We start from the raw sequence: 23,689 nt of genomic DNA on the forward strand, positions 1-23,689 counted from the left end.
TTTAGAGGTAAATCGTGAGTTAGTGTTTAGTGGTTTTCACAATTCCCGAAATCGCGACAAATCACCTCATCAAACTCTGATACCGGAACAGGTTTGGAGAAGTAATAGCCCTGATATACATCGATGTGATGTTTTTTCAACAGTTCAAACTGCTCTCTATCTTCAACACCTTCAGAAACGACACTCAGGTTAAAAGCGCTGGCCAGGTCAACAATAGACTTAACCATAATGTTGGCCTGATCGTTACTGGTTACGTCTTTGATAAAGGAGCGATCGATCTTTATTTCATCGATAGGCAGCGATCTCAGGTAGTTAAGGGACGAGTATCCGGTACCAAAATCATCCAGAGAAATGGATATACCGTGCTCTTTCAGACGGCTCAGCTTCTCTGTTGCGTCATTTATGTCCTGAATAAGAACTGACTCTGTTACTTCAAAAATAAGCTTGGTATGGTCGATATCAAAGGAGGCGATGGTTTTGATGATTTCCTCGACAAACTGATCTTGCCAAAGCTGTTTTGCACTTAAGTTCACAGCAATTTTGAGGTGCTCTGTTTCTGGATGCGACTGCCATTTCTGAAGCTGCTGGCAAGACTGCTCAAGCACCTGAGCTCCGATTTGAATAATCATATTGCTCTCTTCAGCCATCTCCATAAACGAATTTGGATAAAGCAGATCTAGTACCGGGTGTTGCCAGCGAACCAGCGCCTCTGCTCCGACAACCCTTTCGTCTGAGTCGAGTTTTGGTTGTAGATGGATGCAGAAATCGCGGTGTTCAATTGAATTTCTCATCGCTCTTTGCAGCTCACTGGTGTGATTGAGTTCGTTCTGCATCTCCATATCAAAGATTAAAGCGGAGTGACCACCATTTGCTTTGGCACGATACAGGGCGATATCGGAAAGCTGTAATAGCTTTCCGGGCGCCACATCAGCGGACTTAAATACAACCCCGCCGATACTGGCGGTTATCGCATAATTGATCTCCAGCTCCTGCAAGTCGCTGCTTAATATTAGTGAGCGGGATATGTCCTGAATCAGGCTGTCGGCATACTCCTGAGCTTTTAGCGTGGCTGCTTTCTGGCTCTTGTCTAATAAAGGAAGAATGATAACGAATTCATCACCGCCGAAGCGGGAAACTAAACCGCGATCCTGATTAAACCCGGTAAGCCTTTTTGCGATGGCTTCCAGCAGCTTATCGCCCATATGGTGGCCATAGCTGTCATTGAGTAGTTTGAAGCGGTCCAGATCTAAGAACAGAAGTGTACTGTAGCTATCTTCCCTGGCGCTTTCATCAATGGTTTTATCCAGATCGATTTCAAGCTGGGTGCGGTTAGCCAGACCTGTGAGCTGGTCATAATAGGCAAGGTGAATCACCTTCTGCTGATTGAGCTTCTTCTGAGTAATATCTAAAGCGATACCCACAAGCCAGGTTGGTTTTCCTTCATTATCGTATTCTGCAACCCGGCCTCTGTCCCATACCCAGATAACTTCTCCGTCGGGGCGTTTCATCCGGAACTCAATGCTGTAGGGTTTGTTCTCGGTCAGCAGAGCCTGTAATGCTGACCTCACCATACCTATATCTTCCGGGGCTATGGCGTTTTCAAATTCCGCGAAGGTGTTTTCGCTAGTTTCAATCCCGGTGATCAGCTCCCACTGGCGGTTATGCAGTACCTGGTTTGTCACCGTATTCCATTCCCACAGCCCTTCCTCAGAAACATCCAGTACGTTCTGCAGGCGCTGCTTGTTTCTTTCAGACTCCTCTTTAAGACGCGTAATATCAGTAATATCTTTCGCTATTACCGCAATTTTCAGCTTGTCCTGCGCATCCCTGAAGGGGATCTTTACCGAATGGAAATGGCGAACCTCATTGGTTTTTGCGTCGGTGGATGATTCGTAAACCTCTTCTTTTTCAAAGCGGTCCATTATTAACTGAACATTTTTGCGGAAAAAATCAGCCTGCTCTTTGTTTTTGGTGAAATAGTAATCGTCTTTACCAATCATCTCCTCAGGCGTTGATTTGTAAAGATTTGCAACTGTCTCATTACAAAATAAAAAGTTACCCTGATAGTCTTTAAATACAATGACATCACTGATGGCGTGGAGCAGACCTTTAATAATATCGGAATGCTTCTTAATTTTCTTTTGTATAAAAAACGTTAAAAATATATGGCTAAAAAGTACAAGGATAAAGGTGAGTATATAGTGTCCGATGTATCCGCTTTCATCTGGTAAATGTGAGTAAAAATAGAGAATTAACAATGAGGTTAAAAGCGATGAACAGAGTGCCGCCAGATAGACTTTCAGTTTGTTAAACCCAGTTATATCGTACATTTAGGCTCTCCTCTGTCACCTGAATAAAACGAATAGATTTTAATTATTGAATTTAGATTTTTTTAATTTTATGGGTTGATACTGTTTTCGTAGCATATTTTATGAGCGCTTAATCAAAGCCTTGTAGATTTATTTAATGTGCACGAATAAATACTATTCTAGTGTGCATATTTTTCATTCGACTTTCTAGCGATACTCTATGTTGTATATGGATTTTTGAGAGATGGACTCGATATGAATGAAAGCGCCCGTCGATTCATGACCAGATACGCTGTAAAACCTTTAAATGTCTCAGTTTTAACCTATGCTTATACCAATACTAGTAATTAGCTGTTCAGTGATTGCGCAGGAAAAATCGCTAAGAGCAAGGCAAAATTTGCAGTCACTAGTGGACCTAATTACAAAAATTTTAACGCAGCTATTGGCGATTTTGACAAGCAAGGATGAACAGATAATTGCTGGGATTGGTATTGTAGGTGCGTAGAAGAATAACAATGAGACAGGAAAAAAAACAATGACTGCCAGAACGCTGCTGATTACAGGCTTTTTTGTTGCAGTTGGACTTCAGCTTGCAACACTGTTTGTACTAAATTGCGTACGAGATAAAGACGAAGAGCTGTATCAGAGCCAACTGGACAGATACGCATCATATCTTTTAGCCGACGAGCTCAGACAGAGTTCTGATGACCTTACCCGTATGGCCCGGACCTATGTCATTACTCAGGACGAAAAATACGAAAAAATGTACTGGGATATACTGGCAATCCGCAATGGAGAACTGAACCGCCCTGCACATATGAACCGCATTTACTGGGATCTGATGTTGAACTATGGCGAAAAACCGCGCCCGGATACGGAATTGGTTTCCCTCCATGACCTGATGGTACATGCGGGTTTCACGCTCAGAGAATTTGCCATGCTTAAGGAAGCTCAGGACAACTCTGATGCTCTGGTGGAAACCGAGACAGTGGCAATGAATGCGGTAAAAGGGCTCTATAACGACGGATTTGGTAACTATGTTATTGAAGGAAAAGCTGATATTGAGATGGCTACCAGCATTATGCATGATGAAAAGTACCATCAGGATAAGGCCAGCATAATGTCTCCTTTAAATGACTTTCTTACCGATCTGGATATGCGGACCATAGAAACAGTGGAAGAGAAGAAGAGGGAAGTGGCTTATTATCTTGATTTGCTTACGCTTTGCTTTTCACTGACGCTTGCATTGATGTTTGTGGCCGCTTTTGTGATTTATAAAAGATACCCGAACAGGCGTAAGTAACCGGAAATTCATAAAATTTTTAATTGATACAAATTTTCCGGACAATACCAATGAGATCTATGTAGAACAAAAAAGACTGGTATTTCACCAGTCTTTCTATTTTTTGTGACGGAAGTTGTATTATCCTTTGTGTCGTTTTGCGACCAGGGTAAACTTGTAATCGGTGGATTTAAAGTAGTTCCGGCTGTATTCAAACACGGTTCCGTCAGCCAGATAACTGCGGGTTCGTTTCTCGATAATCGGCTGGTTAGGGTCAATACCCAGCAGCTCTGATACCTTATCTGGCGGGAGAATTGGAACAATTTCCTGTTCACTTCTGTCGATAACCATACCTTTCTGATTTTCGATATAGTCATATTTAGAACTGCGCATCACCTCGTAAGTCAAATCAGGGAACAGAGCCAGCGGCATCCAGGTCTCTTCGACAGTGATAGGATTGTCATCCATATAGCGAACGCGCTTAATGTAGAAAATGCGGTCGTTCTCACTTACGTTCAGGTTGTCGGCCATGGTAAGGCTTGGCAGTGTGATTTCAAATGCCAGTACTTCACTTCTGGTTACTACATTTAAGTGCGCCCACTTCTCGTTAAAGCTGGTCTGCTGATAAATATCGTAATTGACTTTGCTGGCTTTTACATAGGTACCGCTACCCTGAACACTTTCCAGTTCGCCGTTCTCAATCAGAAGCTTAAGTGCCTGCCTTACTGTTACGCGGCTAACGGAAAACTCTTCACGAAGCTGAGCTTCGGTAGGAAGTGCCTCCCCGACTTTATAGTCTCCGGAACCTATCTTCTCTCGAATAGCATCGGCTATCTGGCGGTACATCGGTAGTCTGGCCATATCTACCCCTCGTCATCTTTCTTATAAATTTAAACTGTCACCTATGATACAAATTACTTTCTGTAAGACAATAGCAATCTAGTCACTATTTTGAAGTGAGTAATACAACAGGAATACAAATATGTATCAAATGAGATCTCAATCACAGAAGATTTGTATTGTTGGTGTATTATGTAGTCATCGAAGACAAGAAATGTCTACATCAATTCCTAACCGCATTTTATGACAACGGGGCGAAGGTTATGAAATTAACAACTCTTACTAACGAAGCACTTATCAATCTGCAGACTACTTTTGAAAGCCGTGACGATGCAATCAAGGCACTGGCTGAGCAACTTGAAGCGCAGGGCAAGCTACACGATAAAGAAGAATACCTGAAAGCAGTATTTGCTCGTGAAGAGCATGGCGCAACTGCACTGGGCGAAGGCCTGGCTGTACCACACGGTAAATCAGACGCAGTTAAAGAAGCGGCATTTGCTCTGGCAACACTAAAAGAAGACGTTAAGTGGCCTGGCATTGATGAAGACGAGATGGAAGATGTAAACCTTGTTTTCCTTATCGCAATTCCAAACGCAGAAGCGGGTTCTACTCACATGCACCTTCTTACTGCGCTGACTTCAACTCTGGTTGATGACGATGTTCGTGAAGCGGTACTTAAGGCGACGACCAAAGAAGAAATCTTTGCCATCTTCGATGCTCAGAGCGAAGACGAAGAAGAAGCGGCTCCAGAGCCAGTAGCAGAAGTTAAGCCTGAGCCAGTTCCTGCAGCAGCTCCACAGGTGAAAGAAGAACCTCAGGGCTTCTTTGCTAAAGTTGCTAGCTGGTTCAAAGGCTAATCAACTATCGGGTGTTAAGAGCCATTTCGATGGCTCTTGTTTTACAAACACCGGCTACAACATTGCTCTACACATAATTTATTTTTTACCGGCTTTAAATAGCTGAACTATCAGGTACGAAAAAAATGACTACATCTCGCGTTCATATTACCCCGCACATGCACTGGGACCGTGAGTGGTACTTCACTACTGAAGAATCACGTATCCTTCTAGTGAACAACATGGAAGAAATCATGACCCGTCTGGAAAACGATCCGGACTACAAATACTACGTTCTTGATGGTCAGACAGCTGTTCTGGAAGACTACTTCGCAATCAAACCAGAAAACTGGGATCGCGTTAAGTCTCTGGTAGAAGCGGGTAAACTGATTGTTGGCCCTTGGTACTCTCAGACAGATACCATGCAGGTTTCTGGTGAGTCTATCGTACGTAACATGATGTACGGTCTGCGTGATGCACTAGCGCTTGGCGAACCAATGAAGATTGGTTACCTGCCGGACTCATTCTCAATGAGTTCTCAGCTTCCAATGATTTACAACGGCTTCGGCTTCGACCGCACTATGTTCTGGCGTGGTTGTTCTGAGCGTCACGGCACAAACAAAACGGAATTCCTGTGGCAGTCAAACGACGGCAGTGAAGTAACCACTCAGGTTCTTCCTCTTGGTTACGCTATCGGTAAATACCTTCCACAGGACGAAGAAGGTCTTCGTGCTCGTCTGGACAAGTATTTCCCGGCTCTTGAAGGTGCTTCTGTAACTAAAGATATCCTGCTTCCAAACGGTCACGACCAGATGCCTATCCAGAAAGACATCTTCGAAGTAATGGATAAGCTACGTGAATACTACCCTGACCGTGAGTTCGTAATGAGCCGCTTTGAAGAAGTGTTCGAGAAAATTGAAGCAATGCGTGACTCTCTTGACACTATTAAAGGCGAGTTCAACGACGGTAAGTACATGCGTGTACACCGCACTATCTCTTCTACCCGTATGGATATCAAGATTATCCACGCTGAAGTTGAGAACAAGATTGTTAACATTCTTGAGCCTCTTGCCTCTATCGCTTACGACCTTGGTTTCGAATACCACCACGGTCTGATTGAGAAAATGTGGAAAGAGAGCATGAAGAACCACGCTCACGACTCAATCGGCTGCTGCTGCTCAGACAAAGTACATGCTGAAATCCTGGCTCGCTACATCCTTGCTGACGACATGGCAGAAAACCTGATCAACTTCTACAAGCGTAAGATTGTTGACCACATGCCAGCAAACGGCGACTGTGACAAGCTGGCATTCTTCAACCTGATGCCATACGAGCGTGAAGAAGTAGTGAACACAATGATCACTATCCGTGCTAACGAGTTCAAGATCTTTGACGAAGCGGGTAACGACGTTGAGTACTTCATTGAAGACTCTCGCGTAATTGACCCGGGCAAGATTGACCGTCAGATCGTTCACTACGGTAACTACGACCCGTTCGTTGAATACGACATTCAGCTTAAGATCAAAGTACCTGCGATGGGCTACACAACGCTGCACATCCAGGCTAACGAAGCGGGTGCTCAGAAAGCGGTTGAAGCGGCTGGCAACGAGCTTGAGAACGAATTCTACTCAATCACAGTTAACAGCAACGGTACTCTGACTGTTAAGGACAAAGAGACTGGCAACAGTTACGACCAGGTTCTGCGTATCGAAGACGGTTCTGATGACGGTGATGAATACGACTACTCTCCATCACGTAAAGAGTGGCTAATCTACTCTGACGAGTTTGAAGTTGAAACAAGCGTTGAGCAGCAGGCGTTCCAGTCAGTTGCAAACATTTCACTTCGCATGAATGTTCCGACTGACCTTGAAGCTCGTGAAGAGCGTACAAATCAGGATGGCTTTGTTGATGTTAAGGCTCAGGTAATCCTGCGTCAGGGCTCTCGCCGCATCGATGTTCGCATGGAACTGGATAACCAGGCTGACGACCACCGTCTGCGTGTTCTTATCCCGACGCCTTGGGTATCTGAAAACGTAGTTGCTGACAACCAGTTCGGTGTTATCACTCGTCCTACTCAAGACCCTGCAATGGCAGTCTGGGAAGAAGAGAAGTGGAAAGAAGCTCCGGTTCCTGTTTACCAGCTAATGAACTTTGCAGCGCTTGAAAATGACAAGGGCGGTGTGGCTCTGTTCACTAACGGTCTGCGTGAGTTTGAAGTTATCTCTTCTAAGGGTAACGAAGAGCGCGATACTTTCGCCCTGACTCTGCTACGCGGTGTTGGCGTACTGGGTAAAGAGAACCTGCTGCTACGTCCTGGACGTCCGTCAGGTATCAAGATCCCGGCTCCGGATTCTCAGACCCGCGGTAAGCTGGTATGTGAGTTCTCTATCTGCGGCTTCGCTGGTGACCACATCTCTGCGAACCTTATGTCTCAGGCTCGTGAGTATGTCACTCCAATGGCTGTGTACAACAAGATTCCATACAACGCAATGAAGCTGAACATCGGTGAGCAGAACCTGCCACTGACTTACAGCCTGCTTGAGAAAGATATGGAAGGTGCGGTACTGAGCGTACTGAAGAAAGCAGAAGACGAAGATGCACTGATTCTGCGCGTGTACAACCCGTCTGAAACAGCAACTTCTGAAGGTTCAGTAACCTTTAAGAAGCCTGTTACAGAGTGGACTGAAGTTCAGATGGATGAGCAGCCACGTCCGGGTGTAGACGCTGTAGAAGCGGGAACCTTCGGAACACTGGCACAGTGTCAGGCTAAGACCTTCAAAGTGAAGTTCTAAGGCTAGAGCCAGATAAAGATTGTTGATTAGGAAGCCACATTCCCCTGGCGCCTGTTGCTAAAAAGTAACAGGCACCTAATCAACAATATCTTCGGCTTCTGTAATATTCTGGCGGATGTATTCCGGGTTATTACAAAAGCTAAAGATTCTTGCCTTCACAGGCAAAACGAAATTGACAGATAACGTTGAAACACCTAGTCATGAGGTAAAAAAATGAAAGTTGTTATTGCACCAGACTCATTTAAAGAATCGCTTGATGCGATGGCAGTAGCGACCTGTATTGAGAAAGGTTTTTCTGAAGTCTTTCCAAATGCAGAATATGTAAAACTTCCTCTGGCAGACGGCGGTGAAGGTACCGTTGAAGTACTGCTTCAGGGACTGAACGGTGAAAAGCAGACCTCTCGTGTCACAGGCCCTCTGGGAGAGCCGGTTGATGCAATGTGGGCGCTGCTGAATGAAAAAGACGGTAGTAAAACAGCACTTATTGAGATCGCGATGGCTTCTGGTTTGGATCTTATCACTCCGGAGCAGCGTGACCCGTTAAAAGCAACGTCATTTGGTACAGGTGAAACAATAAAAGCTGCACTTGATGCAGGAGCAACAAAGATACTGCTTGGCTTAGGCGGTAGCGCAACCAACGATGGTGGCGCAGGTATTCTTCAGGCTCTGGGAGGCAAGCTTCTGGATGCTGAAGGTAATGACATAGCGAGAGGCGGTGCGGCTTTATCAGAAGTGGCTCAAATCGACCTTTCTGACATCGACTCTCGCTGTGACCAGACTGAGTTTGTCGTAGCTTGCGACGTATCCAACCCGCTGTGCGGTGAGAACGGTGCAAGTGCCATCTTCGGCCCTCAGAAAGGTGCGACTGAGCAAAATGTACAGGATCTGGATAAGGCCCTGGCAAATTTTGCTGAGGTAGCTGAGAAGTTAACCGGCATTAATCACAAAGATACTAAAGGCTTTGGCGCAGCAGGTGGTGCTCCGATGGCACTTAGCCTGGCGTTCAACATCCAGATCAAGCAAGGCATTGATATGGTGCTGGATACGCTGAATGCGGATGAAGTGCTTGAAGGTGCGGATCTGGTGATTACCGGTGAAGGCCAGATGGATAATCAGACGCTTCAGGGCAAAACACCATTTGGTATCGCTAAGCGTGCTCAGGCAAGAGATATCCCGGTTATTGGTATTGCGGGCTCTCTGGGTAAAGAAGTTGAAGAGCTTTACTCAAAAATGTCGGGCATCTTCGGAACGGTTCGCTCTCCACAACCTCTGGCACAAGTGCTGGAAGAAGCGGATAAGAACCTGACCAGAACGGCAAGAAATATTGCATCTATCCTGAAACTTGGCAGCGACAAGTTCTAGGAGATTAAAAACCACTCTTATCTGTAAGAGGCTGAACGTCCTACTGACTGATTGAAGGTTATTGAGGGGGCTTTTTACCAGACAGATGGCAGCAGGGCTACGGCCTCTTACAGATAAGAGTGGATACGGAAAACTTTGCTTAAGACACAGAGTTTTTACCAAAAAAGTTTTTACGAAATTGAACTGGCGTCTTTGTCAGACGGAAGTCGGTTCATAAAACGACATCATGGCTCGTGCGCAGTAAGTCTCACCCCCGTGGATTTCAACATGTCGCATTGATGTCGTTTGACAATTGAGGCACGAATTAATAATCGATCGTCAAACAGCTATTGTGCCTGCGACCCATCCCCCTAGGATGGGTTTTTTTTCGCTTATAAAAAATCCCGCTCCCATATAAATGAGAGCGGGATTATCTTTTCAGGAAAGGGTTGCGGCTCAGCCGCCCATCAGAGCATCGGTTATCTGCATGCCATAAATCAGGGTCAGACCTATAATGCCGGTCAGAACCAGATAGTAGAATGTAGGGATTATGGTTTTACGCAGGGTTGCACCCTCGCGACCCAGCAGACCAACTGTTGCCGATGCCGCAACCACGTTGTGAATCGCAATCATATTACCCGCAGCGGCACCTACCGCCTGCAGAGCGACCAGTGCAGCACTGGAGATAGACAGGGTCTGCGCCACTTCAAACTGGAACTGGCTGAACATCATATTGGAAACTGTGTTCGAGCCTGCGATAAAGGCACCAAGCGCACCAACGGTGGCACTAAGTGCTGGGAAGGCTGAGCCAACCAGGTCTGCTGCGAAGTTGGCTGTGGTGACCGGCATACTCGCTAAGTCGGCACCGTTAACACCTGAGTTAATAAATATACGTACCATAGGGATGGTAAACACCAGTACAAAGCCCGCACCAATCAGGGTTTTACTGGACTCACCAAAGGCTTTGGCAAGTGGCTTTGCACCGCCTTGCTGAAGCAGCACAGCCAGCAGAGCAACGAAGACCAGAATACCGCCAGGCAGATACAGAGGCTGAATTGCGGTACTGACACCGGCCTCACCAAGAATATTGCTAAAGGACAGGCTTACGCTTTTCAGCATGCCTTTCAGTTCAGGGCTCACTCGGCTGGCAACAAGAATGACTGCCAGAAGTACATAAGGTGCCCAGGCTTTTGCCAGGCTCATTGGCTTACCCTGAACCTCATCAAGGTCTATTTTAAGGGTGCCAAGCCACTCTGTCGGCCATTTATCCTCACTTTCAAAGTCCCATTTTGACTTAGGTACAAGGAAGCCGTTTTTCGCCGCTGTGACCACAATGGCCAGACCAACAAGACCGCCAATCAGCGACGGGAATTCTGCCCCAAGGAACACACCTGTTAGTGCATACGGTACCGTGAAGGCCACACCGGCAAACAGGGCAAACGGCAGGATATCCAGACCTTCACTCCAACTGCGGTTTTTACCAAAGAAGCGGGTCAGCATCATTGCCATCAGAACCGGCATCAGGGTACCGACGGTGGCGTGGATCATGGCTACGTTTGAGGTGATTTCCTGCAGGTAGATATCCCAGCTGGAACCCTGAGCCAGCAGAGTTTCACCAATATTATGGGTATCCAGACCTTTGTTTACCCCCACGATAATAGGCGTACCCACAGCACCGAAGGATACCGGTGTTGACTGGATCATCATCCCCATCAGCACAGCAGCAAGTGCCGGGAAGCCGATGGCCACCAGAAGCGGCGCTGCGATAGCCGCAGGGGTACCGAATCCGGATGCGCCTTCAATAAAGGAGCCGAAGCACCAGGCAATAATGATGGCCTGTACGCGACGGTCTGCCGATATATCGGTAAATCCGTTACGAATGGTGGTGATCGCGCCGGTATGTTTTAAAGTGTTGAGCAGGAAAATGGCACCGAAAACGATCCATAGAACAGAGACTGTGATACCGAGTCCCTGGAATACAGAGGCGATAACACGTGTGGCTGACATGTCCCAGAAAAGAAGGGCAATGGCAACAGTGGTAAGGAAAGCCACCGGCATGGCTTTTTTAGCGGGCCAGTTTAATCCGACCAGAAGGATAGCGGCAATCACGATTGGTGAAAAAGCTATCAGGGCTAGTAGTGTTTCACTCATTAGTTCATCCTCGTAGGCTGACTTTGTTTTTTGTTGTAATAGGTTTGTTAAGCAAGCGAAAATTTAACCCTTTATTTTTTGTTGATATAGGGAAATAATGAAAATAATTAATTCCAAAAGTGACATAATCCAATGCGAGCAGATGATCTGATTTTGTTTTCTCAGGTGATAGAACTGGGCAGTTTTAGCAAAGTAGCTGAGGAAAATAACCTTACAAACTCGGTAGTTAGTAAAAGAATCGCCCGGCTTGAAGAAGAAATAGGCACACAGCTTATTTATCGTACAACGCGAAAACTGACGCTTACTGAAGCCGGAAGAGTGCTTTTACAAAGTGCTCAAAATGTGAAGCAAGCCACCCAGCAGGCGATGGATGCCGTTTCCGGGTTTGGTGAAGATGTGACTGGACACATAAAAATGTCTGTACCGACCATTTCTGGGGATCTGCTTCTTGCCGATGCTGTGGCGGAATTCAGTGCAATGCATCCGGGCCTGACGATTGATATGTCGCTCAGCAACCGCTTTGTGGACCTGATTGCCGGAGGCTTTGATCTGGTTATCCGCACCGGGTATCTGGATGACTCAAGCCTGATTGCCCGCCATATTCTGGATTCGCAGTGGATTGTCTGCACATCACCTACCTATATTGCCAGGCATGGCAAGCCGATGTCACCGGCGGATTTGGTTAACCACAATTGTCTTCTGTATGCCTATCAGAGCACAGGTGCTTCTGACTGGGAGTTTAAAGGTGAGCATGAAAACTACTTTATTAAGGTGTCGGGCTCCTTTTCTACTAATAACGCAACGGCCCTGCGCAAAGCGGTTCTTGGCGGCTACGGGATTGCTTATGTTCCCCGTTGCCTGGTTTATCATGACATTCAGGAAGGCAATGTGGTTAACCTTTTTCCGGATCAGGTGGGTAAGAACCTTGGGATATACGCGGTATACCCGTTTACCCGCCAGCCTTCAATGAAAGTGAAGATGCTGATAGAACATATACGGGCCAGGTATTTAGCGATAGCACATTATTTCTGAACCGGAGAAATGTCCGGAAGGTTATTTATTTAAATATGAAAAGGCGATTCTTTAGACTCGCCTTTTTTAAATATTACCCAATGGAGTTATATACAAATATTAAGTTCAAAGTTTTTCTGTTAGCATATAATTCTAATTGGGTAAGTTTAAGTTATTTTATGAATGGTAATAAATTTACACTTGATTTACCCATAAATAGGTAAAATCAGCTGTTTTAGGTTGGTTTTATCTGTAATAAAACAACACCGCCATTCTTGAGATGACTCTCCCTGCTCCACATTTGCTGCTTTTGTGCTCAATCTGCGCCGATTTTTATGCCATCATTGCCACTTATTGGGAAACATATTGTTTCCTTTGGTCGTTTTTTCTCGCCATATTTAACACAAGGACAACAAGATAAGCGATACAGAAGGTGTTCTGTGATTTGAGTCATTACTAAAGTTAAATATCTGTAAATCCCATCTGGATATTATTATTTTTCGGGGAAATACCTATCTTCAAAAATATTATTAATTATTTAAACTGTTAGTGTCAGCAATAAAAAGCTGAACGAAAATTACAAAAATAATATTTGTTGCCCAATAAAATAAACTGAAACAATGGAGTCGTTTTACATGACAACCCTAATTATTTCTGTCACACCTATCATTCTTCTCATATGGATGATGACAAAAAAGAATGGTATTCCTTCCCATATAGCGCTGCCACTTACCGCACTTATGGTGGGTCTGCTGCAGTACTTTTACTTTAAGACGGACTTTACGCTGATAAGCGCTAACATTATCGCCGGTACCCTATCTGCTATTACCCCAATTTCTATTGTTGCCGGTGCGATACTGATTAACCGACTGACTTATCTTTCCGGTGCGGAAGCGACCATCCGCCGCTGGCTGGAAGGTATCAGTGATAACAAGGTTGCACAGCTGATGATTATCGGCTGGGCATTCGCCTTTATGATTGAAGGTGCCTCAGGCTTTGGTACGCCTGCTGCTATCGCTGCTCCTATCCTGGTTGGTCTTGGATTCCCTGCTTTAAAAGTCGCAATGCTTGCCCTGGTGATGAACTCAGTTCCGGTTTCCTTCGGTGCTGTGGGCACCCCAACCTGGTTTGGTTTTTCAAACCTTGGGCTGGATGCAACAACTCTGCTTGAAGCCGGTAAAGTAAGTGCCATGATCCATCTGGTTGCTGCTTTTGTGGTGCCACCAATGGCACTGAGATTTGTGGTGGGCTGGAAGGAGATTAAATCCAATTATACCTTTGTTCTGCTTAGTACTCTTTCCTGTACCGTTCCGTACTTCCTGATTGCTCAGTGGAACTACGAGTTTCCGGCGCTTGTTGGCGGTGCGATTGGTCTGTTAATTTCTGTTCTGGTTGCTAAGTCTGGCTTTGGTCTTGAGAAGCAGGTGAAATCAGAAGAAGCTGCGGATCTTAAACCTGTTTCAGGGGCTGAGATTTTTAAGGCTATGACGCCGACACTGCTTCTTATTGCTATCCTGATTGTAACCCGTATCAAGCAGTTTGGTATCAAGGCGATGCTGACTGACAGTACTGAAATGTTCACTGTTTCGTTTGGTGCGCTAGGAGATTTCAGCATCAGTAAGGCGCTAATCTTTAAACTGAGCCATATTCTGGGCACAGATGTTAGCTGGGCGTATAAGACTCTGTATGTGCCTGCGCTTATTCCGTTCCTGCTGGTGGCGTTGATCTCCATTCCTGTATTTAAGCTTCAGGCCAGCCTGGTTAAGCAGATGTTTACTGAAACCGGAAGCCGTATCAAGATGCCGTTTATTGCTCTGGTTGGTGCTCTGATCATGGTTAAACTGATGATGACGGGAGATGAGAACTCGCCAATTATGGTAACAGGCCAGGCGTTTGCTGATCTGATGGGTACCAGTTGGCAGTATGTGGCATCTTACCTTGGTGCGCTGGGTGCCTTCTTCTCTGGCTCTGCAACTGTATCTAACCTGACATTTGGTGCAATTCAGCAGACTATCGCGCTGAACGTTGGCCTGTCTCAGACCACCATCCTTGGTCTACAGTCAGTTGGTGGCGCTATGGGTAATATGGTCTGCATCAACAACATTATTGCCGTATCCACCATTCTGGGTATCGCTAACCAGGAAGGTTACATTATCAAGAGGACAGTTATTCCGATGCTGACCTTTGGTCTTGTGGCCGCGGGGATGAGTGTGGTTGTTTAATTATCTTTAACAAGCCGTCATTCCTGCGAAGGCAGGAATCTTCTAAAAACGCGCTGTAGAGACAATAAGTTACTCAGACTCTACAGCGCGCAGAAATCAGATCCCCGCCTTCGCGGGGATGACAACCTTAAGCCCTGGCTCTTATACACAAATATCAAAGTGACCAGAGAACGGTTCTCCCCCTTGAGTGAAAAAGCCTAACTGGTTGATAAAGCTAATAGAAGGGGGAGTTAGAGGGGGTTGGTTATGCCATGCATGGTTAAACCACCAAAACTTAAACCCATGAGAAACAACCCCTCCCTGCCTCCCCTTCGATGTTACTTCTTCGAAAATCCGTCCTTTCGAGGCTAAGGGGAGGAGCATTCTTTGGCTCCTTAAATTTGTGTATAAGAGTCAGGCCTTCGCGGGGATGATACTTTTTACCTTATCAGTAATTTAAAAGTTTCCTCAGAACTTACCACTAGCCCGGTTATAACACTCATAAATATGTTCAATAAAGAGCCGGGTCTTTTCTGATAAATGCTTGGTGTAAGGATAGACGGCGTAGATTCCAAGGCTTTTTGCCACCTGCTCCTGCAGTATCTCGGTAAGCGTGCCGTCGGCTAAATTCTCTGCCACCAGAACGCGGGGAACATAGATAATCCCCTGTCCGAACAGAGCCGCCTTTCTTAATGCTGATGCATTATTGGTGCAGAAGTTTCCGGAAACGTTCAGGGTGAAGTTTTCTGGATCTCCTTTAAATAACCACTCATACGCGCCGGTCTCCTGGTAGGAGTACCCCAGGCAGTTGTGCTCAGTTAAATCTTCCGGTTTTTCCGGGATGCCGTGGCTTTCCAGGTACTCAGGCGCTGCGCAGATCACCCATTGAGCATCAACCATGCGACGGGCAATATAACTTGAGTCGGGCAGCACCCCGGTGCGGATTGCCAGATCGTAACCTTCTTCAATCAGATCCACAAAGCGGTTATCCAGATCCATATGCACCTTTATATCCGGATATTTTGCGCAGAACTCAGCCACCGCCTGAGGCAGAATCAGCTCACCCGATATGGTTGGGACGGTAACACGGATGGTACCGGAAAGACTTTCTCCCAGCCCCTGCAGCTCTTCTTCGGCGTATTGAACCGAGCGGTGAATTTCGCGGGCGTGGTTGAAAAAAATCTTACCGGCTTCGGTCAGAGTCAGTTTGCGGGTTGTGCGGTAAATTAACTGAACCCCCAGATCCTGCTCGAGCCGGGTGATGCGTTTGCTGATCACCGACTTAGTCAGGCTCACATGCTCAGCCGCTTTACTAAAAGAGCCAAGTTCAATCAGATGGTAAAAAATCAGGAAGTCGTCAGTATTTCTAATCATTAGTTAACTTTTGGCAACAAAATTAATAATCGTTGCAAATAGTTTAGTGGATGCATAAAGATAAGCCAATTGAGTAATCAGTAAAATGCCGTCATCATAGGCAGATCTGTGACACAGTCAGTAACAAGGCAAGGACTAAAATGATTTATCTTGATCATGCGGCGACCAGCAATCCCAAGCCCGCTTCTGTTGCGGAGGCGATGGTGCACTTTATCAGCGAGGGATGCGCAAATCCGGGAAGGGGCAGTCATCCTCTGGCTAATGATGCGGCACGACTGATATTTGAAACCAGAGAAAACCTGCTTGATTTTTTCCATGCCGGAGAAAATGCGCAGGCGGTATTTACCGGAAATATTACTCAGTCTCTGAATTTAGTTCTGAAAGGGGTAGTAAAGCCCGGAGATCAGGTGATCACCAGTAGCATGGAACATAACGCCATGATGCGGCCACTAAGAGAGTTAGAGCAGATTGGTGTCGTCGTGACGGTCATTCCCTGCGATGTAAAAAGTGGTCTGATAAACCCTGGTGATATAGCTGAAGCAATTACCGCCAAAACCCGGATGATAGCGATGAATCACGGTTCTAATACCTTTGGAACCGTGCAGCCCATTGAGGAAATCGGCCGGCTCTGCCAGAAGCAGGGCATCTTATTTCTGCTGGATACAGCTCAGAGCGCAGGTGTGATTCCTATTGATATGGATGCATCGCACATCGACTATCTTGCTTTTACCGGTCATAAAGGCCTGCTTGGTCCAATGGGAACCGGTGGTTTGATTCTGAGTGAAAAGGCTCAGAGGGAGAAGATAAAACCTCTGTTTACCGGCGGTACGGGAAGCAACTCTGAGCTTGAAGTCCAGCCGGATTTTCTGCCCGATGCTTTGGAAAGCGGCACGCCTAATCTGCCTGGTATCGCGGGACTTAACGCCGGTATTCACTGGCTGAAAGAGAAGGGGATCGAAAACATCAGCCGGCATGAGCAGGAGCTGACCGCTTTTCTGGTTTCTTCGCTGAGAGCCATTCCAAAGGTTTCTGTCTATGGTCATGCGGAGGAAGCTCAGCATGTGGGCGTAATTTCATTTTCCATTGATGGGAAAGATATCGGAGAGATTGACGCTCAGTTAGCCTATGAGCACCAGATATGCTGCCGTACCGGATTACATTGCTCGCCCGCGTCACATAAGACCATGGGGACTTTTCCGCAGGGCACCATTCGCCTGAGTATCGGAGCTTTCACTTCCAGGGAAGAGATAACCCGCGTCATTGAAGTGATAACCTCGCTTGCTGAAAACTAAGTTAACGAACCTGCAACACGATTTCTACCGATTTAAGAGTATGATAGCGGGCATAAAAAATGCTCGCAGGGTGAACAATGGCCACACTTGATTACATCGTTACTTTTTCTTCCAGCAACCTGGCTCTGAAAGCGGAAAGCCTGCTGAATAAGGCTGGTGTCCGGGTCAGATTGGTTGCCGCGCCAAGAAGTATTAGTTCTGAATGTGGATTTTGCCTGCTTCTGGAAAGACTGGAATGCAGCAATCTGGCAGAAAAATTAGAGACTCTGGGGGCGGTTTATGCCGGTATCTTCACAAAGAAACAAATAGATGGAGTAACAGAATATGAACAACAAGCTTGATGTTCGGGGTATGGACACAGAAACTGCACTTCGCCAGCTTGAAGGCGTGCTTGAAGTTAAGGAAGTCGTTTCACTGGAAGTTCTCAGCTCAGATCAAGATTGTACTAAAGCCTTAGTTAAGGTACTGATGGAGCAGGGAGCAAGTTGTGAAATGCTGACCACCGATACCGAACAGAAGATCATTGCTAATCTGGCCAATAAGCAGGTCATCAGGCAGAAGTCTTATGTTGTCGGCTCCGATACGCTCGGCAGTGGCGATGATCTGTTAGGCGGCAAGCTGATGACAGCTTTCTTCAGTGTTCATTCTCAATATGAGCAGGTTCCTGCCTCAATGTTTTTCTTAAATACAGGTGCCAGACTTTGTGTAGAAGGCGCAGAAGCACTGGCTGCATTAAAAGTACTGGAATCAAAGGGAACGGAAATTATTGTCTGTGGCACCTGCCTGAGTTTCTTTGAGCTGACAGACAAGCTTGCGGTAGGCCGGATTGGCAGCATGCATGACTTTGTCGCTATCTGCCAGAATCAGAGTGAAGTCGTTAATTTATAGTTGCCTATTATTCCGCTCCATTTAGTATTGAGAGTGCTATTCTTACAGAAGCAATATCGCATGATCTGATCAGTGGAGGTAATTGGGCTAATGCGGCTTTTTTCGGTATTACTGTCACTCCTTTTTGCAGCCTTGCCTGTGTGCGGGCACGGAGAAGATTTACGCTTTATTACTGAACCTACCGTTTTTACTGATGAGCAAGGTCAGGCTATGGGCGGGGATGCTAAGCTGACGCGAGATCTTATGAGAAGATTGAGCATTCCGGGCGATATAGAGGTTTATCCCTGGAAACGGGCTTATGCGCTAATGCAAAGCGAGCCTGACGTCGTACTGTTTCCCACCACCCGGACAGAGGCCAGAGAAAACCAAGCGAAGTGGGTCGGGCCTATTGTGATAGTCACCTGGGTTTTTTACGCAAATAAAGATTCAGACATAGTGTTAAATAGCTTAGAAGAGGCTAAGGAACTCGGGGATATTTGCGGCTATATTGGCGATGCAAAGCTGACTTTTCTGGAAAAGAGCGGATTTAAAAACCTATTACCACGTTACCGGAATCTGGAGTGTCTTGAGTTATTAGTAAAAGGCCGGGTGGATTTGTGGGTCAGTACCTTAAACGCCCCGACGCTGGTTTCGGATACAGGTCCATATGAGTTTTCGGATCTAAAAGTTGTTTATACGCTCAATAAAAAATACCTCTACTACGCACTGTCTAAAGAGATCCCCGATGAAACGGTAGAGCTGCTGCAAAAAACGCTTGATGATATGAAAAGAGAAGGGGCTCTTTTGAAACACTATAGAAACACATTGCCTGATGAACTGATTAAGGAAATGAGCCAGGTTGAACCTCCTGTTTTTCCATGGAAAACAGGCGGGAATAACTAGAAAATGCTCATGCTTTATTCATAAAGCATGAGCGGGGATCAGCGCTTAAATCCAGACATTATTTTCCGCTTTCAGGTCACTTTCACTGTCACCTGTGTTCACTACGCCTCTCGGCTCAATAAGCATTACGTGACACTCTTTTTCAGCAACAGGCTTATGTTCCACTCCTTTAGGCACAACGTACATTTCGCCTTCATTAAGCTCAACGGCACCATCTCTTAGTTCAATTCGCATTGATCCTGAAACCACCAAAAACAGCTCATCTGTGTCTTTGTGATCGTGCCAGGTAAATTCGCCCTCAAATTTCGCCAGTTTTATCTGGTAGTCATTCATTTCAGAAATAACACGAGGCGACCAGAAGTCATTAAATTTGGTAAATTTTTCTTTCAGATTGATAGCATTACTCATTACTGCTTCCTGATAATTGTTTGTTGAGTTTGATATTTGGAATCAGGTTGTTCTGGATTAAAACCTGATTACTTCGTTAAGTTAATAGGCTAGCTATTAGCCGATAGCATCACTCCAAAGGTGACCAGTCCTGCTCCGCAGACCTGATTTATTCTCCTGCCAAATCTTTCGAAAATGCCTGAAATCTGGCTGGAGGTAATAATCAGTGCCAAAAGGCAAAACCAGACAATATGTAATAGCGCAATATATAAACCATAGCTCAGTACAAAGTAGAAGTTTGTCTCATTGCCCGGCGCCACAAGCTGACTAAATACGCTGAGAAAGAACAGCATGGTTTTAGGATTTAACATGTTACAGAAGAATCCCTGCGCGAAGTATTTCCTGGCACTGCGGTTAGTCTTCTCTACGTTTTCACCATCAAATTTCAGTCTTGAGCTGAATATTCCGGTTATTCCTAAATAGATCAGGTAGGCGGAACCGGCATACTTAACCAGATTGAAAAGAAATGCGCTCTGTGAGAATAGGTGACTGATCCCCAGTATTGAATAGCTAATATGGATACAGACACCGATACCTATGCCAAGTCCGGTAAGCAAGCCTGCTTTTCTTCCTCCTCCCAGACTGTTTTTAAACACCAGAACAAAGTCTGCCCCCGGGCTAAGTACGATTAGCAGGCCCAGTATTAAATAGCTTGTGATTTCCATATTTATTCTCGTTATACCGTTCACTTGCCGATATTGTAACTATTACTGAGTTATATATAATCGAAAAGAATGCAAATCTAGTGTGAGAAAAAGGCACAAGTGAGATATCTTAAATCCTTTTATGTTTTTCATATTGCAGCTGAGTCTTCCAGCTACAGTGAAGCGGCAGAAAAGCTTCATATCACCCATGGAGCTGTGAGCAAACAGATCAAACAGCTGGAAACGCATCTTGCTCAGTCTCTGTTTTATAAGAAAGGGCGGGGTATGAGTCTTACCCAGGAAGGAGAGTTGCTTAAACAATATACCAATGTGGCTTTTAAGGCGTTAGATACTGGTGTCAGTAAGTTGAAGAAAACCAGTGGCAATTACCTTGAGGTTTCGTGCGAGCCCACATTAACCATGCGCTGGCTTATGCCGAGGCTTTCCGGTTTTTATCAGGCATCCGGTGTTGATGTCCGGCTCTCAACGGCTGGCGGACCTGTTACTTTAGGAGAGGCCGGGCTGTCGATGGCAATCCGGCGTGATGACTTTGATATTCCCTCTGATTATGTAACCCATAAGCTGGTTGAGGAGTGGGTTGGCCCGGTGTTTTCCCCGGAGTACTGGCACAAAATTCAGAATAACCCTGCGGCTATCACGCTGCTTCATAGCAAGACTCGGCCCCATGCATGGGAAAACTGGTCATCCGGCTCAGGCCATGGCATTCATCTGAATAAATCCAGCCAGTCTTTTGACCATTTTTACTTCTGCATCCAGGCAGCAGCAGACGGCCTGGGAGCCGCTATTGGTTCATACCCTCTGGTTGCCGATGACCTGAAAAACGGCAGGTTAGTCGCACCCCTTGGTTTTACCCGCTCAGGGCATAATTACGTACTGCTGCGACAGTCAAAAGAGATTGAAGCCAAGGAGGAGCAGTTTCTTCAATGGCTTGAAAGGAAGCTATCTGTTACTGTGCCTGATGTGAGGGAGGTATAGATAGCTATGCCAGATAAATGTTAAGTTAAGTTATTCCAAGCGTTCAGCTAAAAAGTCGATCAGTAAACGTATCTTTGGTGCAAGGTACCTATTCTGGGGGTAGACGGCCCAGATTCCATCTTCAGATTTCCGGTATGGCTCCAGTACCTCTACTAACCGTCCTGACTGGATATAAGGCAGCAGGAAGTAGTCGGATAATTGAACCAGACCGATATTTTTTAAGGCTGCATCAAGCAGGGCCATACCGCTGTTGAAACGTAAGTTCCCCTTAACCTTGATATTTCGATCTTTGCCCTGTTCTGTAAAACACCAAAAATCCTGAGTTCCCAGAAGACAATTATGTTCTGCAAGGTCAGTTAGCGCCTGAGGTGTGCCATATTTTTCTAAGTAGCTTGCTGACGCACAAACGTAGTTAACGCGCCTACTTATCTGCTTTGCGATCAGACTTGAGTCTTGCAAGTTGCCTATTCTTATTGCCAGGTCAAAGCCTCCCTCAATTAAGTCAACCTGGTTGTTCGTTAACTCTGTGGTGACTTCCACTCCCTCGTAAATCGCAACAAAATCGTTAACAAGCGGCAAAATCTTATTTTCCCCATATGTTACAGGGGCGGTTATTTTTATCTTTCCTTGTGGCCGCCTATGCATTTGGGTGAGCTCTTGTTCAGCGGATTCTAATCCGTCCACTAATTGCCGGCACTGCTGGTAGAACAGCTGAGCTTCTTGCGTGAGAGTGACATTGCGTGTTGTGCGATAAAACAGTTTTACCTGCAGACGTTTTTCCAGCGCACTAATGTGACGACTTATCTGAGACGTTGAAACTTCAAGTTTTTTAGCAGCTGCAGAGAAGCTTTGTGTTTCTGCTACCACCACAAACTCGGTAATACCCTGCCAATTCATTGTTGCAATTCCGCAAAAGTCATTTTCAATTTATAGATATTATCATCATACAATAAATGAATATAATACTTTATCTAAGACATAAACACAGTGAATAAAAGATGTCCCCTGCGCCTGACTTGCATAAAGATCCTATCAAGAAGCTAATTTTCAAAATGACAACTCCGGGCATGTTAGCCGGCTTGGTCGTAACATCTTACAGCCTGCTGGATATGGTGTTTGCTGCCCAACTTGGTAGTGTAGAAGTCGCCTCAGTCGCTTTTATTGCTCCACTAGTGGTTATGTTTCAAGCGTTGGCTTCTGGTGTCATTAAAGGTGGCGTTAGTATTATCGCTACACTGCTTGGTGAAAAAGAGAGTGCTGAGGCATCGGCTTACGCCATTCAGTTAAGATTGCAGATCATGGTGCTGTCGGTATTCTTCTGCATTCTTGGTATTTTGCTGCTACCGTTTATACTCGGCTTATCGGGCCTTTCGAAAGAGCTTTACATCCAATCTTTAATTTATTCTAGGATCTTATTTTTATCGATACCTATGACTCTCCTGTTCCAGCTTTACCAAAGTTTTTTTCGGTCACAGGGAAAAATGGCTATCATTTCAAAGATCTCTGTCTTTGGTATTGTGTGTAATGCTTTACTGAACGCATTTTTTATCTTTTGGTTAGATTTTAAGATTGACGGCTTAGCCTATGCCACACTTTTGACGTCAGTGATCCAAATGCTGGTTGCTGTCTGCTTATATCGTCGTGGCACGCATGATTTTACACTCGGATGGCAGACTCCTGTGGGTTTTTCCAAACGCAAAATCTGGCGCAAGCTACTGATTGTTGGACTGCCACTCTCTTTTTCACAAGCTAGTGCACACTTTGGATTTATGGTTCTGAACATTTTCATCGTTCAATATGGCCATCAGGCGGTTGCTGCTTTTGCTATCGGCAATTCGATTCATTCGTTGCTGTTTACACCTGCCAGAGAGATAGGCTCAGGACTTATCCCATTAATGGCTCAAAACTGGGGACGAGGTTCAGTTGATCGAGTTAAAGACACCATCAGGTTAGGGATGATCTATACGGTAGTCTTTGGCATTTTGTCAGGCATTGTAATTCAAATAATAAAACATCCTATTGCCCAGTTCTTAACCAAGGATGACCAGGTAACCTATCAACACATCATTAACTATGTCAGCCTGGTTGGGTGGACAGTTATTGCCTGGGCCATCTTTCACACATTGCAGGCTATTTTTACCAGTTTTCAAAAAACTATGTTTACCCTGATTGTAGATGTTGTTCGCCTTTGGGGGCTTAGGATCCCCGGAATCATTCTATTTTATACTTTCATACCATCGCTTGCGGAATATGGTATCTGGAATACGATGTTTATATCCAATGCTATCACTGCGTTGTTCGCTGTTGTTTATTTTATCCGTGTTATTCCTCCCATGCTCAACCAACAGCAACATAATAAGTCAGCATCTATTGTGAACGAAAGAACATCACCTAGCGTTTAAT

Annotated in this window: 18 protein-coding genes and 1 pseudogene; 12 read left to right on the forward strand and 7 right to left on the reverse strand. The window is 45.5% G+C overall.

Annotation, left to right across the window (positions count from 1 at the left end; genetic code table 11):
* Positions 1 to 26 precede the first annotated feature (26 nt).
* Positions 27 to 2,330, reverse strand: coding sequence for a bifunctional diguanylate cyclase/phosphodiesterase (locus L3Q72_RS21270; RefSeq protein ID WP_275132561.1), 2,304 nt, complete (start codon positions 2,328 to 2,330; stop codon positions 27 to 29).
* A gap of 514 nt (positions 2,331 to 2,844) precedes the next feature.
* On the opposite strand from L3Q72_RS21270, the gene L3Q72_RS21275 reads away from it, so the two are divergent.
* Entirely contained in the window at positions 2,845 to 3,612 is a 768-nt protein-coding gene (locus tag L3Q72_RS21275; protein WP_275132562.1) for a hypothetical protein, read from the forward strand.
* Between the two features lie 120 nt (positions 3,613 to 3,732).
* Here L3Q72_RS21275 and L3Q72_RS21280 read toward each other — a convergent pair whose 3' ends face one another.
* Positions 3,733 to 4,452, reverse strand: coding sequence for a GntR family transcriptional regulator (locus tag L3Q72_RS21280; protein WP_275132563.1), 720 nt, complete (start codon positions 4,450 to 4,452; stop codon positions 3,733 to 3,735).
* A gap of 242 nt (positions 4,453 to 4,694) precedes the next feature.
* Here L3Q72_RS21280 and L3Q72_RS21285 point away from each other — a divergent pair.
* From L3Q72_RS21285 to L3Q72_RS21295, 3 genes and pseudogenes are all read left to right on the forward strand, one after another.
* A pseudogene (locus L3Q72_RS21285) lies at positions 4,695 to 5,171 on the forward strand (fructose PTS transporter subunit IIA); the annotation flags it as partial.
* Between the two features lie 242 nt (positions 5,172 to 5,413).
* Complete coding sequence (mngB, locus tag L3Q72_RS21290) at positions 5,414 to 8,059, forward strand: mannosylglycerate hydrolase (RefSeq protein WP_275132564.1); 2,646 nt, start codon at positions 5,414 to 5,416, stop codon at positions 8,057 to 8,059.
* Positions 8,060 to 8,272: 213 nt separating this feature from the next.
* Positions 8,273 to 9,421 (forward strand): glycerate kinase, encoded by a 1,149-nt coding sequence (locus L3Q72_RS21295; RefSeq protein WP_275132565.1) that lies wholly within the window; start codon positions 8,273 to 8,275, stop codon positions 9,419 to 9,421.
* A 435-nt stretch (positions 9,422 to 9,856) separates the two neighbouring features.
* Here L3Q72_RS21295 and L3Q72_RS21300 read toward each other — a convergent pair whose 3' ends face one another.
* On the reverse strand, positions 9,857 to 11,551 hold the full coding sequence (locus tag L3Q72_RS21300) for an L-lactate permease (RefSeq protein WP_275132566.1): 1,695 nt from the start codon (positions 11,549 to 11,551) through the stop codon (positions 9,857 to 9,859).
* A 132-nt stretch (positions 11,552 to 11,683) separates the two neighbouring features.
* Between L3Q72_RS21300 and L3Q72_RS21305 the strand changes: the two genes are divergently transcribed.
* Both L3Q72_RS21305 and L3Q72_RS21310 read left to right on the forward strand, forming a co-directional pair.
* A complete protein-coding gene (locus tag L3Q72_RS21305) occupies positions 11,684 to 12,583 on the forward strand; it encodes a LysR family transcriptional regulator (RefSeq protein ID WP_275132567.1) in 900 nt (299 codons plus the stop codon).
* A gap of 614 nt (positions 12,584 to 13,197) precedes the next feature.
* Positions 13,198 to 14,784 carry an L-lactate permease gene (locus L3Q72_RS21310; protein WP_275132568.1) on the forward strand — a complete coding sequence of 529 codons (1,587 nt, stop codon included), beginning with the start codon at positions 13,198 to 13,200 and terminating at the stop codon, positions 14,782 to 14,784.
* A 447-nt stretch (positions 14,785 to 15,231) separates the two neighbouring features.
* On the opposite strand, the gene L3Q72_RS21315 is transcribed toward L3Q72_RS21310, so the two are convergent.
* Positions 15,232 to 16,134 carry a LysR family transcriptional regulator gene (locus L3Q72_RS21315; protein WP_275133767.1) on the reverse strand — a complete coding sequence of 301 codons (903 nt, stop codon included), beginning with the start codon at positions 16,132 to 16,134 and terminating at the stop codon, positions 15,232 to 15,234.
* Positions 16,135 to 16,277: 143 nt separating this feature from the next.
* On the opposite strand from L3Q72_RS21315, the gene L3Q72_RS21320 reads away from it, so the two are divergent.
* The 4 genes from L3Q72_RS21320 (at position 16,278) to L3Q72_RS21335 (ending at position 19,199) form a co-directional block, all read left to right on the forward strand.
* A complete protein-coding gene (locus L3Q72_RS21320; protein ID WP_275132569.1) occupies positions 16,278 to 17,429 on the forward strand; it encodes an aminotransferase class V-fold PLP-dependent enzyme in 1,152 nt (383 codons plus the stop codon).
* Positions 17,430 to 17,506: 77 nt separating this feature from the next.
* Positions 17,507 to 17,770, forward strand: a complete 264-nt coding sequence (locus L3Q72_RS21325; RefSeq protein ID WP_275132570.1) for a DUF3343 domain-containing protein — start codon at positions 17,507 to 17,509, stop codon at positions 17,768 to 17,770.
* Entirely contained in the window at positions 17,754 to 18,317 is a 564-nt protein-coding gene (gene yedF / locus L3Q72_RS21330; RefSeq protein ID WP_275132571.1) for a sulfurtransferase-like selenium metabolism protein YedF, read from the forward strand. The genes L3Q72_RS21325 and yedF overlap by 17 nt, the downstream gene beginning before the upstream one ends.
* 90 nt (positions 18,318 to 18,407) lie before the next feature.
* Positions 18,408 to 19,199 carry a transporter substrate-binding domain-containing protein gene (locus L3Q72_RS21335; RefSeq protein WP_275132572.1) on the forward strand — a complete coding sequence of 264 codons (792 nt, stop codon included), beginning with the start codon at positions 18,408 to 18,410 and terminating at the stop codon, positions 19,197 to 19,199.
* Positions 19,200 to 19,244: 45 nt separating this feature from the next.
* Here the strand turns inward: L3Q72_RS21335 and L3Q72_RS21340 are convergent, their stop codons facing one another.
* On the reverse strand, positions 19,245 to 19,607 hold the full coding sequence (locus tag L3Q72_RS21340) for a cupin domain-containing protein (protein WP_275132573.1): 363 nt from the start codon (positions 19,605 to 19,607) through the stop codon (positions 19,245 to 19,247).
* Between the two features lie 89 nt (positions 19,608 to 19,696).
* Complete coding sequence (locus L3Q72_RS21345) at positions 19,697 to 20,311, reverse strand: LysE family translocator (protein WP_275132574.1); 615 nt, start codon at positions 20,309 to 20,311, stop codon at positions 19,697 to 19,699.
* 99 nt (positions 20,312 to 20,410) lie between these two features.
* Between L3Q72_RS21345 and L3Q72_RS21350 the strand changes: the two genes are divergently transcribed.
* Positions 20,411 to 21,286 carry a LysR family transcriptional regulator gene (locus tag L3Q72_RS21350; RefSeq protein WP_275132575.1) on the forward strand — a complete coding sequence of 292 codons (876 nt, stop codon included), beginning with the start codon at positions 20,411 to 20,413 and terminating at the stop codon, positions 21,284 to 21,286.
* A gap of 30 nt (positions 21,287 to 21,316) precedes the next feature.
* On the opposite strand, the gene L3Q72_RS21355 is transcribed toward L3Q72_RS21350, so the two are convergent.
* Positions 21,317 to 22,183, reverse strand: a complete 867-nt coding sequence (locus L3Q72_RS21355) for a LysR family transcriptional regulator (RefSeq protein ID WP_275132576.1) — start codon at positions 22,181 to 22,183, stop codon at positions 21,317 to 21,319.
* Positions 22,184 to 22,284: 101 nt separating this feature from the next.
* Between L3Q72_RS21355 and L3Q72_RS21360 the strand changes: the two genes are divergently transcribed.
* Positions 22,285 to 23,688, forward strand: a complete 1,404-nt coding sequence (locus tag L3Q72_RS21360; RefSeq protein ID WP_275132577.1) for an MATE family efflux transporter — start codon at positions 22,285 to 22,287, stop codon at positions 23,686 to 23,688.
* Position 23,689: the final 1 nt, after the last annotated feature.

It is taken from the genome of Vibrio sp. JC009, assembly GCF_029016485.1.
Taxonomy (GTDB): Bacteria; Pseudomonadota; Gammaproteobacteria; order Enterobacterales; family Vibrionaceae; genus Vibrio.